Raw genomic sequence first — 14,309 nt, 5'->3', positions numbered from 1 at the left:
AGTGTTCTGTACTCGGTCAAAGAGAAAGCCTGCCGGTGGGCAGGCTTAGCCTACTCATTCAGTTATCCTTTCGTCGTGCGCCATCTCCGGGTAAGGACTTTTTCCGCTTCAACAATCATGAACATTGCGAACCCGATCAGGAAGGTAATGATCCAGTAGCGGAACGGCAGCGCTTCGGTACCGAACAACATCTGCATAAACGGCGCATAGACGATCAGAAGCTGAAGGGCCAGAAGTACGCCGCTCACGATCCATATGCCCTTGTTAGCCAGCAGACCTTTACTCAGGGAGAAGCCGTCGGTGACGCGGCAGTTGAGCATGTAAAACCACTGGGCGGTGACCAGCGTTTGCAGCAACACGGTGCGGATGAACTCCGGCGAGTAACCGCGCGGTTGCAGCCAGGCCTCCAGCACAAAGGCGCTGATGGCAATCATCAGGCCGACAAACACCACACGCCAGATGGCGTAACCGTCCATCACGTGCAGGTTAGACTTACGCGGCGGCCGGTTCATGATGTCCTTCTCACCCGCTTCAAACGCCAGACCAAACGACAGCGTTGCCGAGGTTGCCATGTTCATCCACAGGATCAGTACCGGTGTTAACGGGATCAGGTTCCCCGCCAGCAGGGCAATAATGATCAGCAGGGCCTGGGCGATATTGCTCGGGATAACGAACAGAATGGTCTTTTTCAGGTTGTCGTAGACCCGACGCCCTTCATGGACCGCCCGGGCAATGGTGGCAAAGTTATCATCCGTTAACACCATATCGGCGGCTTCTTTGGTGACTTCAGTACCTTTGATCCCCATCGCGATGCCGACATCCGCCCGCTTCAGCGCAGGCGCATCGTTCACGCCGTCCCCGGTCATCCCGACCACTTCCTGCTTACTTTGCAGCGCCTGCACCAGACGGAATTTATCTTCCGGGCTGGTTCGGGCAAAGATATCGTATTTTTGCGCCGCCTCGCTCAGCTGGTGGTCGTCCATCGCCTCCAGTTCGCGCCCGGTAATGGCGCTCGCCGCGTTGCCAATACCCAGCATCTGACCAATGCTCATCGCCGTTTGTGGATGATCCCCGGTAATCATTTTCACGCGAATGCCCGCCTGCAAGCAGTCGGCAATGGCCGAAATGGCTTCCGGGCGCGGGGGATCCATCATGCCCGCAATGCCGAGCAGTATGACCCCCTCTTGCAGATCCGCATGCGTCAGCTCGCGCTGCCCGCTGGCGGCCGGTTTCCAGGCCGCAGCCACCATGCGCAATCCTTCGCGCGCATACTCTTCAATCTTCTCTTCCCAATAGTGCAGGTTGAACGGCTCCAGCCCGTTTTGAGTCTGCTGGTGCTGGCAAAGACGGAAAAGGACGTCCGGCGCACCGGTGATTAACATCACCTCTTCGTCGCCCAGGCGATAAAGGGTGGACATGTATTTATATTGCGAATCGAATGGGATTTTACTGCGCAATTCGGCGTCAATTGCCGGAAGCGGGATTTTTGCCGCCAGCACCTTCAGCGCGCCTTCGGTAGGCCCGCCGGTGATTTTCCACAGCCCCTGCTCATCTTTGATCAGCTGGCTGTCATTACAGAGATCGACGGTGCGCAGATAGCGCTCCAGCACAGACCCCTGGGTCACGGTTACCGGTGTTGGATCGTCAACAGGGTGAATATTGCCCACCGGCTCGTAGCTGTCTCCCTCCACGCGGTAGGTGGTGTCCGCGGTAATCACCGCTTTTACCGTCATCTCATTCATGGTCAGGGTGCCGGTTTTATCCGAGCAGATCACCGTCATCGCCCCCAGCGTTTCCACGGTAGGCAGCTTGCGAATAATCGCCTTGCGACGCGCCATCGCCTGCACGCCCAGCGAGAGGATGATAGAGATAATGGCCGGTAAACCTTCCGGCACCGCCGCCACCGCAAGGCTAATCAGCGACAGCACCAGCTCTGAAACGGGCATATCACGGAAGATAAGACTGAAAACGAACAGCGCCAGCATCATCACCAGAATGGTGATAAAAATGGTCTTGCCGAGCTTGTCCATTTGCACCATCAACGGGGTACGGTGTTTTTCAATGTCTGACATCATCTGGTTGATATGGCCGAGTTCGGTCTCCCCCCCGGTCGCCACCACCAGCCCTTTTCCCCCGCCGGAGCTGACGGTGGTGCCAGAATAAAGCAGGTTGTAACGGTCGCCTAACGGCAACTCCCCGTGGAGCGCATCGCTGCTTTTCTCCACTACCGTGGATTCGCCGGTAAGAATAGCTTCTTCCACCCGCAGGTTGTGCGCCTCTATTACGCGAAGGTCGGCAGGAATGCGATCCCCGGCGCGTATCACCACGATATCTCCCGGCACCAGCGCTGTCGTCGGGATAGTTTCATGGTTGCCCTGCCGGATGACCACAGCCTCGCTGGAGAGCATATTACGAATGCTTTGCAGCGATTTCTCCGCATTGCTCTCCTGAATATGTCCAATCAGGGCGTTGATGATGGCCACCCCAAGAATGACAAACATATCCACCCAGTGTCCCATTATCAGCTTCAGCAGCGCCGCCGCCAGTAGGACGTAAATAAGGACATCGTTGAAATGGGCCAGAAAGCGCAGCCAGCCAGGTTTACCCGGTTTTTGCGGTAAGGCATTTTCACCGTATTTTTCCAGTCTGGCGGTGGCTTCTGCACTGGTAAGTCCGTCCAGGCTGGATTGGATATTTGTCAGGGTTTCATCAACGGTCTGTTGATAATACGGATGGTGAGGCTTTTCTGTTATCATCGTTCCTTCCTCGGGTTCTTTTCAGAAATCACCTTGCTTTCATGTCATTAACGAATAACGAAAACAGGAACATGTGCATAACGAACGATACTCGCCGCCTCTGACCCTAATAAATGGGTTTGAATATTGGGATTGCGCGACCCCACAATAATCGCGCCGACGTTAAGTTCATCCGCCAGTTTGATTACCTCATCACGTATATTCCCGCTGCGAACATGTAGATGGACATTTGCTTCCGGCAGGCTGATTTTTTTTACCAGCGCGGCCAGTTTTTCTTTAGCATTATTAATCATATATTCATCCATCTTTCTCGCGTCTGCAATAAAACCGCGGGTCAGTTCCGCCGAGAACTTTGGCATAACGTACAGCAGATGGACATTACCCGATGCGCTTTGCGCCAGGAATTGGGCATGCTGTAGCGCTTTATCAGACAACGCTGTTTCGTATACATCCACCGGCACCAGAATCGTTTTATACATATCAAGCGTCCTTTTTATAACCAACACAACAGTGAGTGAATCAGGAGAGATCGCATCAAACCTATGGGTACAGGCGTGAATGCCTTTTACGGAAAAAAGGAATGGATGCTATTAAACGTAGCACAGGAATATCAGGATGTTATTCAAAGGGGATACGCTATCGTATCGCTTGTTTCGCCTGAGTATGTCACGCCACTAATAATGGTTATTTAACATTTATTTATTCACCGACTATGCTCATAGTCAGACATGCAACACGTTCATTCTCATTATCCCGCGCCACCTTCAACCTCATGGAGGAATGCATGTACGGTTTAAGCCTGATTCGCCTTGGTTTGTTTATTGCGCTTGCCATTATCGCCAGCACAGCAATCGGTTTATTTACCTATGTGGTCGTCTCGGCCCTGGCGGAATAGTGCCACCCCAGCATTGATGACGAAATAAATAAAACAATTATTATCAGGGGAATACTGTGAAGCGCTACCTCTCTCTTCTGCCTGCTGTTTTATTGCTGCTGACGGCGTGCGACCCCAAACCCGACCGCGCCGCGCCCCTGCCAAAAATGGTAAAAGTCGCAGAGGTGGTGAAGGCCGGCAACGCGCAGCAGCGCGTATTTCCCGCGCGTATCGAATCCGGCGACGCCACCGATCTCGCGTTCAAACGTGCCGGGCAGATTGAGACCCTGGACATTCGCCAGGGTGCCGTTGTCAAACAGGGGCAAAGGCTCGCCAGTCTTAACGATCGCGAAGCCCGGCAGCGTCTGAACGACAGGCAAACGGCGGCGACCCTGGCTCAGCGGCAATTCGACCGCTTCCAGACCCTGGCAGGACGCCAGGCCGTGTCGAAGGCCGAGATGGATGTCCAGCGCGCAAACCGCGATTCTGCAAACGCCGCGCTACAGATTGCTCGCGAGGAATTAAGCCAGATGACGCTCGTCGCCCCCTTTAGCGGGACAGCGGCCAGCGTACATGTGCGAAATCATCAGGTCGTCTCAGCCGGCCAGCCCGTCGTCACCCTGACCCGTACCGACCTGCTGGACGTGGTGTTCAGCCTTCCAGAGAACCTGTTTAACACCTTCGATATCCGCAATGCGCAGTACAAACCGGTAGTGAGGATCAACGCCCTGCCCGGTCGCGAGTTTACCGCTGTGTACAAAGAGCACTCAGGCAGTAGCGACAGCAACACATTGACCTGGCAGGTGATTTTAACCATGCCCCGCCCGGATGATTTTCCCGTCGTGGGCGGCGTCAGCGGAACGGTCACCATCAATTTAACCAACCTACCGGCGGGCGTGGGCAGTGAGGCGCTGGTGGTGCCGGTTGAAGCGGTCTTTAACCCGGATAACCGCCCGCGCAATGAGCCATACGTCTGGGTGGTGACGGGCGAAGGCGATACGTTGCACCTGGAAGATCGTAAGGTCAGTGTCGGGCAAGTCAGCGCTGAGGGGGTCGTCATCGTCGGTGGGCTTAAGGCGGGTGAACGCGTGGTGGCCGCAGGCGTTGGGGAGTTACATCCCAACCAGCCGGTACGTATCTGGACGCGTGAACGGGGACTGTAATGGATATCTCTCGTCAGTTTATCAGCAACCCGGTTCGCGTCTGGCTGACTATTCTGCTGCTGGGCGTAGGTGGCATTATTGCCCTGTTGAACATCGGCAGACTGGAAGATCCGGCGTTTACCATCAAAACGGCGGTGGTAATCACTCATTATCCGGGCGCGTCGGCGCAGCAGGTTGAGGAAGAGGTCACCCTGCCACTGGAAAACGCGCTTCAGCAGTTACCTTACCTGGATAACGTCAGCTCCATCTCCTCCAGCGGCCTGTCGCAGATCACGGTCAATATAGCCTCGCGCTACCACTCAAATGCGCTGCCGCAAATCTGGGATGAACTGCGTCGCCGGGTGGGAGATGCCGCCCGACAGTTTCCACCGGGGGTAGTGACCCCGTTTGTGAATGACGATTTTGGCGATGTGTTCGGCTTTTTCTTTGCCATTTCCGGCGATGAATTCAGCAATCCGGAACTGGTCCGGTATGCCGAGCAGCTGCGCCGGGAGTTGGTCCTCGTGCCGGGCGTGGGCAAAGTGGCCATCGGCGGAGCCCTCACCCAGCAGATTAACGTGGACATTTCTCTGAGCAAAATGGCCGCGCGCGGGATTACGCTTAACCAGCTTTCTGCCCAGCTCAGCAGGCTGAACGTGGTTTCCAGCGCGGGAGAGATCCCCTCCGGTACTGAGTCAATTCGTCTGCATCCTACCGGAGAATTCGAAAGTATTGACGAGCTGTCCGATCTCATAGTGACCCCGCCCGGCGTTGGGGCGGCTACCCGCTTACGGGATATTGCCACCCTGTCACGTGGGCTGGATGCGTCCCCTGCCAGCATCTACCATGCCAACGGCAGAAAAGCCGTCACCATGGGCGTCTCCTTTATCCCCGGCGTTAACGTGATCGACGTGGGACATGCCCTGGAGGCGAAGCTTGAGCAGATGTCAGCCGAGAAACCGGCAGGTATCCATATCGACCTGTTTTACGATCAGGCGGCGGAGGTCGGGCATTCCGTCAACGGATTTATCATTAATTTCCTGATGGCGCTGGCGATTGTCGTCGGTGTGTTGCTGATCTTTATGGGCTTACGCAGCGGGCTCATTATCGCCTTTTCCCTCGCGCTCAACGTGCTGGGCACGCTGCTGATCATGTATCTCTGGGGCATAGAACTACAGCGTATTTCACTGGGGGCGCTGATCATCGCCCTCAGTATGCTGGTCGATAACGCCATCGTGGTTGTCGAAGGGGTACTGATAGCCCGGCAGCAGGGCTCGCCTCTGCTTAACGCCATTAACGCTATTATTCGCCGCTCTGCGCTGCCGCTGCTGGGTGCGACGGTCATCGCCATCCTGGCTTTTGCGCCCGTCGGGCTGTCGCAGGACTCCACCGGCGAATACTGTAAGTCGCTGTTTCAGGTGCTGTTGATTTCGCTGATGCTGAGCTGGTTCTCAGCCCTCACCATTACGCCGGTGCTGATTAAATGGTGGCTGTTTAAACATGACGCTGCACCGCCAGACGCCGACAAAACGGATCCCTACGACAAACGCATCTATCGGATCTATCAGGCGGTGCTCAACGCGCTGTTACGGCGTAAAGCGCCAACGCTGATGGTGATGGCCGCACTGCTGGCTGCCGCCATCTGGGGCTTTGGCTCGGTGCGGCAGAACTTCTTCCCCTCATCCAGTACGCCAATTTTCTTTGTCGACCTCTGGCTTCCTTACGGGACCGACATTAACTGGACCGAGAAGATGACCGGTGATATCGAGAAAACCATTAACGGTCAGCCTGGCGTGGAAACTACGGTCTCGACGATTGGTCAGGGAAGTATGCGATTTATTTTGACCTACAGCGGACAGCGGCAGTACAGCAACTATGCACAAATCATGGTGAGAATGGACGACCAGCGTAACATCCCCGCCCTGACCCGCCACGTTGATGAGTACATCGCACGGAACTACCCGCAGGTTAATGCCAGCACGAAACGGGTGATGTTTGGCCCCTCCGGTGACAGCGCCATTGAAATACGTATTAAGGGCCCCGATCCGGACAGGCTGCGTCTGATCGCCAGCCAGGTAGACAACATTCTTACGCGCGATCCGGCGACGGACAGCGTCAGGAACGACTGGCAAAACCGCAGCAAAGTGATCCGCCCGCAGTACGTCACCGCGCTGGGACGTGAGCTTGGCGTGGATAAGCAGGACGTCGATAACGCCCTGGAGATGAATTTCTCCGGCAGCCGGGCGGGACTGTACAGAGAAGGAAGCGACCTGTTACCCGTGGTGGTGCGCCCGCCGGAAAGTGAACGGCTGGACGCCAATCACCTGAATAACGTCCTGGTATGGAGCCAGACCCGTCAGCAGTATATTCCGCTGAGCAACGTCGTCAGCGGCTTCGCGCTGGAGTGGGAAGATCCGCTGATCCTGCGTCGCGACCGCTCGCGCGTGCTGACCGTGCAGACCGACCCTGACCCGCTAAGCCAGCAAACGTCCGGCGATATTCTCGCCCGCGTGAAGCCGCAAATAGATGCCCTGCCTCTGCCCCACGGCTACAGCATCGAATGGGGCGGGGACGCGGAGAACTCCAGCGAAGCGCAGCAGGGGCTATTTACCACGCTGCCGCTCGGGTATCTGGTGATGTTTGTGATCACGGTGCTGATGTTCAGTTCGGTGAAAAACGCCGTCGCTATCTGGCTGACCGTGCCGCTGGCGCTGATCGGCGTTACGCCCGGTTTTTTACTTACCGGGATCCCCTTTGGCTTTATGGCACTGATTGGCCTGCTGAGCCTGAGCGGGATGCTGATCCGCAACGGCATTGTGCTGGTGGAAGAGATAGAGCAGCAGAAAGCGCAGCAGGATCAGCACAGTGCGATCGTTTACGCCGCCACGTCGCGCCTGCGTCCCATCCTGCTCACCGCCTTTACGACCGTGCTTGGCCTCGCCCCCCTGCTGCTGGATGTGTTCTTCCAGAGCATGGCCGTTGTGATTATGTTTGGGCTTGGGTTTGCTACAATCCTGACGCTGCTGGTACTCCCCGTAATTTACGCGTGTTTTCATCGTAAGGACGAAGCTGAACAACAATGAATGCGACAGGGCTGAACATCATCAAGACGCTGGGCTGTATGACGGCGGTCACCTTCTTCACCATCTACAACACCTGGGACCATTACGATTATGACTATCACTGGATCCTCGGTTTTTTAACCTTCATTTCGACCATCGCCACGCCGTTGTTTTTTGTGGTTGCAGGGTATCTGGATGGGCAATCCCGACACGGCACGCGCTGGCAGCTGGATAAGATCAAAAGCCTGGTGATCGTCTTTCTGTTCTGAGTAACCATTTACTACCTGTGGGAGCCCTATCAGCGCGGATATCTTATCCAGCCCTGGTTCGTGTTCGCATTTGTCGTGATTTACACTTTTCATCCGGCGGTGGAGTGGCTCAGCCAGCGGCGAACGCTGTTTTGCGGGGTGATTGTCACCCTGCTGCTTTTCTCATACGGGTACGATTTGCTGTCAGCCCTCTATCCTGATGTCCACGTGCTTTCATTGTCGCCGCAGTATCGCCTGTGGACGTGGCTGCTGTTTTATCTGACGGGGCAGCTCTTTTGCGATCCGCAGATTGCGGCGTGGATCGGCCGCAAAAATGTGGTCAGGGCAGCGGTGATTGCCATACCGTTTATCTATCTCTTCACGTGGTTTTACGAACGGCATTTCTTTTTTGCGCTATTTAAAGCGGACAGAAACGCCTTTATCCTCACCGGATCGCAAATCTACATCCTGATTATTGCCCTGGTTATTGCGGCCAACGGCGTACGTTTTCGCCGCAATGCGGAGTTTAAAGAGTCCGTGCTGGCCGCCATTAGCAAAACGATGACCGGGGTCTATATCATGCACTACTCGGTGTTTCACCTGCTGACGGCGCTCATTCCGGTAACGTCCCTGAGCACCAAACTTGCTCTGATTGTGCTCACCTTTGTTACGTCGGTCCTGTTTTCGCTGCTGATTCTGTCCAACGCAGTGGCCAAAAAAGTGATCACACTTTAAAAGCCCAGGCGCAGCCAGGCAAACAGCACGTTGCCGTTGTTGTAGGTTCCGGGAATATAGGTGAACTGTACGGTGACGCGCTTATATCCGGCAGAAAAAAGCGGGAAGATAAACGGCAGCGGGACATAGTTAGCAAAGTCGTCGCGCGCGGTGATCCCCGCGGCGGCCCCCAGCCCCAGACGGAAATCTTTTGCGTTATCCAGATACCAGCCCTTTTCCCAGCCGTAGCCCATCGCGGGCTGCCACTCGTTATGTGAATCTTTAAACATCATGGCAAAGAGTGCGCTCCAGTTGCCCTCGTCGTTGTAGCGAGAAACGCCCAGTCCGCCGCCCCACGGCATTTCGTTGTAGTTATCCGTTTTCTCTTTGTCATACATAAAGCGGGCATGCCAGCTCAGAAACGGCAGGTAGAGATCGTAACGATCCGGCTGCTCCCAGGTCTGGGAAATATCGTCTGTTACCGCATCCCACCAGCGGTGGATGCGCTGTTCGCCGTAGACTTTTGCCTCCGCATGCAGCGGCGAAGCCACCAAAAACAGGACTACCCAGAGTGCAGGAAAGAGGCGTTGCATCGTTATTCCCTCAGCTTACGTCACACAGCGATCATTATTACTGTAAACCATTCAGCCCTAACCGGAGCCAAACAGGCTGATTTATATTGGGACCCGATAAGATGAAATTTATTGATTCTGCGCTTTCAGGAAAGATAAAAACGTTTTCTCAGGCCGTCTGTCGCGGTAGTCTCATACGTTCCGTCAATATGACGGCTGCAACGTGAGTGACCTTTTCTTATACCAATAATTAAAAATCAGTACAGACAGGACAACTATGGACTCCACCCTCATCTCCGCTCGCCGCAACGAGGAGACACCTTCGCTTAACCGCGCCCGCCGCGCCGCTTTAGGTAGCTTCGCAGGCGCCGTCGTCGACTGGTATGACTTTCTGCTCTACGGTATTACCGCTGCGCTGGTCTTTAACCGTGAATTCTTTCCTCAGATCAGCCCCGCCATGGGCACGCTTGCTGCGTTTGCCACCTTCGGCGTCGGTTTTCTGTTTCGTCCGCTGGGCGGGATAATTTTCGGCCACTTCGGCGATCGCCTTGGCCGTAAGCGCATGCTGATGCTCACCGTCTGGATGATGGGCATTGCCACCGCGCTGATCGGTATTTTGCCCTCCTTTGCATCGATTGGCTGGTGGGCCCCGGTGTTGCTGGTGACGCTTCGCGCCATTCAGGGCTTTGCCGTCGGCGGTGAATGGGGCGGCGCGGCACTGCTGTCCGTGGAAAGCGCGCCGAAGAACAAGAAAGCGTTCTACAGCAGCGGCGTGCAGGTAGGTTATGGCGTGGGTCTGCTGCTCTCCACGGGCCTGGTGTCGCTCATAAGCCAGCTCACGACAGACGAGCAGTTCCTGAGCTGGGGCTGGCGTATTCCGTTTATCTTCAGCATTGTGCTGGTCGTGGTGGCCCTGTGGATCCGTAACGGCATGGAAGAGTCGGCTGAGTTTGAGCAGCAGCAACGCGAAAAACCGGTCGCGAAAAAACGGCTGCCGGTGATGGAAGCGCTGGTGCAGCACCCTGGCGCTTTTCTGAAAATTATCGCCCTGCGCCTGTGCGAACTGCTGACGATGTATATCGTCACCGCCTTCGCCCTCAACTACTCCACTCAAAACCTCGGCCTGCCGCGGGAATTGTTCCTGAACATTGGCCTGGTGGTGGGCGGGATCAGCTGCCTGACCATCCCCTGCTTCGCCTGGCTGGCGGATCGCTTTGGTCGTCGACGGGTATACATCACGGGCGCGCTCATCGGCACACTCAGCGCCTGGCCGTTCTTTATGGCGCTGGAGGCCCAGTCGGTCTTCTGGATTGTCTTCTTCGCGATCATGCTTGCGAACATCGCTCACGATATGGTGGTCTGCGTGCAGCAGCCGATGTTTACCGAGCTGTTTGGCGCAAGCTACCGCTACAGCGGCGCGGGCGTGGGATATCAGGTGGCGAGCGTGGTCGGCGGCGGGTTTACGCCGTTTATCGCCGCCGCGCTGGTGACGTTCTCCGGCGGGAACTGGCATAGCGTGGCGATTTATCTGCTGGCAGGTTGCCTGCTTTCTGCTGCCACCGCCCTGTTGATGAAGGAAACCGCGCACAGCTGATCTCCTCACTTTTGTTTCACAGGCGTGTGACATACTATCGGGTATAGCCGCACACCTGTGGAACAAGGAGACAGACATGAATAATAAGGGCTCCAGCCTGACCCCGGCTCAGGCGCTGGAAAAACTCGACGCGCTGTATGAACAGTCCGTCAATGCACTGCGCAGCGCCATCAGTGACTATATCGAAACAGGGAAACTTCCCGATGAAAAGGCCAGAACCCAGGGCCTTTTTGTTTATCCATCGCTCTCTGTCACCTGGGACGGCAGCGCCAGCAGCAATCCGAAAACCCGCGCCTATGCGCGTTTCACCCACTCCGGCTGTTACAGCACGACCATCACGCGACCTGCGCTGTTCCGCCCCTATCTGGAAGAGCAGCTTACCCTGCTGTATCAGGATTACGGCGCGCATATCAGCGTTGAACCGTCCCTGCACGAGATCCCTTACCCGTACGTGATAGACGGCTCAGCGCTGACGCTGGATCGCTCCATGAGCGCGGGGCTGACCCGCCATTTCCCGACCACTGAGCTGTCGCAGATTGGCGATGAGACGGCGGACGGGATCTATCACCCGGCAGAGTTTTCACCGCTGTCGCACTTTGATGCCCGCCGTGTCGATTTTTCGCTGGCACGCCTGCGCCACTACACCGGCACCCCAGCCGAACATTTCCAGCCGTTCGTACTGTTTACCAACTACACCCGCTATGTAGACGAATTTGTCCGCTGGGGCTGTAGCCAGATCCTTGACCCGGACAGCCCTTACATCGCTCTCTCCTGCGCGGGCGGGATCTGGATCACCGCAGAAACCGAAGCACCGGAAGAGGCCATCTCCGACCTGGCGTGGAAAAAGCACCAAATGCCCGCCTGGCACCTGGTCACCGCCGACGGTCAGGGCATTACGTTGATTAACATCGGCGTTGGCCCATCGAATGCGAAAACCATCTGCGACCATCTGGCGGTACTGCGCCCGGACGTCTGGCTGATGATCGGCCACTGCGGCGGCCTGCGTGAAAGCCAGCTGATTGGTGATTATGTCCTCGCCCACGCTTATCTGCGTGACGACCATGTCCTTGACGCGGTTCTGCCGCCGGACATTCCTATCCCGAGTATCGCTGAAGTACAGCGCGCCCTGTACGACGCCACCAAAGAGGTGAGCGGCATGCCGGGTGAAGAGGTGAAGCAGCGCCTGCGTACCGGTACGGTCGTCACCACCGACGATCGTAACTGGGAGCTTCGCTATTCCGCCTCCGCCCTGCGTTTCAATCTCAGCCGTGCGGTCGCGATCGATATGGAAAGCGCCACCATTGCTGCGCAGGGCTACCGCTTCCGCGTCCCGTACGGCACGCTGCTGTGCGTGTCCGATAAACCGCTGCACGGCGAGATCAAACTGCCGGGTCAGGCGAACCGTTTCTACGAAGGGGCGATCTCAGAGCACCTTCAGATTGGTATTCGCGCCATCGATTTACTGCGTGCAGAGGGCGACAAACTGCATTCCCGCAAGCTGCGCACCTTCAATGAGCCACCGTTTAGGTGATACTAAGGACACAATATGCACACCACATCACCGCTTACGGCCCTGCGCCAGTGGCTACAGGACAATCAGCTCGACGGGATGATTGTGCCGCGCGCCGATGCCTGGCAGAGCGAATCTTGCGCACCGTATGATGCAAAGCTGGCCTGGCTGACGGGCTTTGACGGCTCGGCGGGGCTTGCGCTGGTACTGAAAGACAGAGCGCTGCTGTTTGTTGACGGACGCTATCAGGTTCAGGCCCGCGTACAGGTCAATCTCGACGAGGTGGAGATCCACCATCTGCACAACGAGCCGCTGGCCGAGTGGCTGGCGAAAAACGTTGCGGCCGGCACGCGCATCGGCTTTGATACGCTGCTGATGACCAATGCAGAGTTTACGCGGCTCTCGGCCACGCCGTGCGAACTGGTACCGCTCGCGCGCTCTCCGTTCGATACCCTCTGGGTTGACCGCCCTGCCGCCCCCGCAGGGCTTATCCGCGAGATGCCTGTAGACATCAGCGGCGAAAGCAGCGCCGCCAAACGCCAGCGCGCCGCCGCCGTGCTTGCAGAGCACCGCGCGGATTATCTGGCCGTTACCCTGCCGGACAATATCGCCTGGCTGCTGAACGTGCGGGGCTCAGATATCCCCTTTTGTCCGGTGCCTCTGTCGTTTGCCCTGCTGAGCCGCGAGGGTGCGGTGGAATGGTTTGTGGATGATAGCAAGCTGAATGCGCTGCCGGATGCCGTGCGGAACGCCTTCACGATTGCGCCTCAGGAGGCCTTTATCCCGCGCTGTAGGCAGCTTGCGCAGGGTAAGCGGGTCATGATCGATCCCGATTCCGCACCGGTGGCGTTACGCTTTGCGGTTGAACCTCAGGGGGAAATTATCTGGCAGACCGACCCGATCACCCTGATGAAAGCTACGAAAAACCCGGTGGAGCTGGAGGGCTATCGTGAATGCCATCACCAGGACGGTGCGGCATGGGTGAATTTCCTGGCCTGGCTGAGCCGGGAAGTACCTCAGCGGGCCGCGTCGGGAATGCCGCTGACCGAGCTTGACGTGCAGTCGAAACAGCTTGCGTTCCGCCTGCAACAGCCTGGCTTTGTCGAGCCGAGTTTCGCCACCATTTCCGCTTCCGCGAGTAACGCGGCGATGTGCCATTACCACTCAAGCGAGGCCAGCAACAAGCCCATCGGCCACGACCACTTTTACCTGAATGATTCCGGGGGGCAGTACCGCAACGGCACCACAGACGCGACGCGTACCCTGGCCTGGGGAAAGGTCGATCCACAGCAGCGTTTGCACTACACCGCAGTGCTTAAAGGCTTCCTCTCGCTGATTACCCTTCAGTTCCCGTCCGGTACTCAGGGGCACCAGCTGGATGCCTTTGCGCGCCGTCCGCTGTGGGAGTTGGGACTGGATTACGACCACGGCACCGGGCATGGCGTAGGGCATCAGCTTCTGATCCACGAGAACCCGCACCGTTTTGCGCAAAAGGTCAACCCGTGGCCGCTGGTGGCGGGCAATATTATGACCATTGAGCCGGGTTACTACCTGGGCGATAGCCACGGTATTCGCATTGAAAACCAGGTGGAGATTGTCGAAAGCCGTCCGGGATTTTGTAAGTTTGCCTCGCTGACGCTGATCCCAATCGATTTAAGCCAGGTGGAGCTGCATCTGTTGAGCGAGTCAGAAAAACAGTGGCTGGATGAGTACCACCAGCAGGTACGAGAGGCGCTTTCACCCCGGGTGGACAGCGATGCGCGGCCGTGGCTGGTGGAGGCAACGGCGCCAATACGTGTGAACCGGTAGTGCGGCTTTTGCCGGGTGGTGGCTTCGC

At 56.8% G+C, this 14,309-nt stretch carries 8 protein-coding genes and 1 pseudogene; 6 read left to right on the top strand and 3 right to left on the bottom strand.

Annotated elements, in window-relative coordinates:
* Window positions 1–62: 62 nt before the first annotated feature.
* Together ACOT0L_RS00920 and ACOT0L_RS00915 are read right to left on the bottom strand one after the other, a co-directional pair.
* Window positions 63–2,756, bottom strand: a complete 2,694-nt coding sequence (locus ACOT0L_RS00920; RefSeq protein ID WP_126504388.1) for a cation-transporting P-type ATPase — start codon at window positions 2,754–2,756, stop codon at window positions 63–65.
* A 47-nt stretch (window positions 2,757–2,803) separates the two neighbouring features.
* Window positions 2,804–3,235 carry a universal stress protein gene (locus ACOT0L_RS00915; RefSeq protein ID WP_023300514.1) on the bottom strand — a complete coding sequence of 144 codons (432 nt, stop codon included), beginning with the start codon at window positions 3,233–3,235 and terminating at the stop codon, window positions 2,804–2,806.
* 472 nt (window positions 3,236–3,707) lie between these two features.
* Between ACOT0L_RS00915 and ACOT0L_RS00910 the strand changes: the two genes are divergently transcribed.
* The 3 genes and pseudogenes from ACOT0L_RS00910 to ACOT0L_RS00900 all read left to right on the top strand — a co-directional run bounded on the left by ACOT0L_RS00910 (window position 3,708) and on the right by ACOT0L_RS00900 (window position 8,817).
* A complete protein-coding gene (locus ACOT0L_RS00910; protein WP_185817728.1) occupies window positions 3,708–4,793 on the top strand; it encodes an efflux RND transporter periplasmic adaptor subunit in 1,086 nt (361 codons plus the stop codon).
* Window positions 4,793–7,855: an efflux RND transporter permease subunit gene (locus ACOT0L_RS00905; protein ID WP_126504386.1), complete on the top strand. Its 3,063-nt coding sequence runs from the start codon at window positions 4,793–4,795 to the stop codon at window positions 7,853–7,855. Before ACOT0L_RS00910 ends, ACOT0L_RS00905 begins: the two co-directional genes overlap by 1 nt.
* A pseudogene (locus ACOT0L_RS00900) lies at window positions 7,852–8,817 on the top strand (acyltransferase). The gene ACOT0L_RS00905 and the pseudogene ACOT0L_RS00900 overlap by 4 nt, the downstream one beginning before the upstream one ends.
* On the opposite strand, the gene pagP reads toward ACOT0L_RS00900, so the two are convergent.
* Window positions 8,814–9,389, bottom strand: coding sequence for a lipid IV(A) palmitoyltransferase PagP (pagP, locus tag ACOT0L_RS00895; protein WP_126504384.1), 576 nt, complete (start codon window positions 9,387–9,389; stop codon window positions 8,814–8,816). The pseudogene ACOT0L_RS00900 and the gene pagP overlap by 4 nt on opposite strands.
* 256 nt (window positions 9,390–9,645) lie before the next feature.
* Here pagP and shiA point away from each other — a divergent pair, with 256 nt between their 5' ends.
* The 3 genes from shiA to ACOT0L_RS00880 all read left to right on the top strand — a co-directional run bounded on the left by shiA (window position 9,646) and on the right by ACOT0L_RS00880 (window position 14,281).
* Complete coding sequence (shiA, locus tag ACOT0L_RS00890; protein WP_022648594.1) at window positions 9,646–10,962, top strand: shikimate transporter; 1,317 nt, start codon at window positions 9,646–9,648, stop codon at window positions 10,960–10,962.
* A gap of 76 nt (window positions 10,963–11,038) precedes the next feature.
* Entirely contained in the window at window positions 11,039–12,493 is a 1,455-nt protein-coding gene (locus ACOT0L_RS00885) for an AMP nucleosidase (protein WP_022648595.1), read from the top strand.
* A gap of 15 nt (window positions 12,494–12,508) precedes the next feature.
* Window positions 12,509–14,281: an aminopeptidase P family protein gene (locus tag ACOT0L_RS00880; RefSeq protein ID WP_126504382.1), complete on the top strand. Its 1,773-nt coding sequence runs from the start codon at window positions 12,509–12,511 to the stop codon at window positions 14,279–14,281.
* The last annotated feature ends 28 nt before the right edge of the window (window positions 14,282–14,309 follow it).

The organism is Enterobacter cloacae complex sp. XAL002 (assembly GCF_049236805.1).
Lineage (GTDB): Bacteria > Pseudomonadota > Gammaproteobacteria > Enterobacterales > Enterobacteriaceae > Enterobacter > Enterobacter intestinihominis.
Note: the sequence above shows the minus strand (reverse complement) of the source record. Positions and strands in the feature narration are given on the sequence as shown.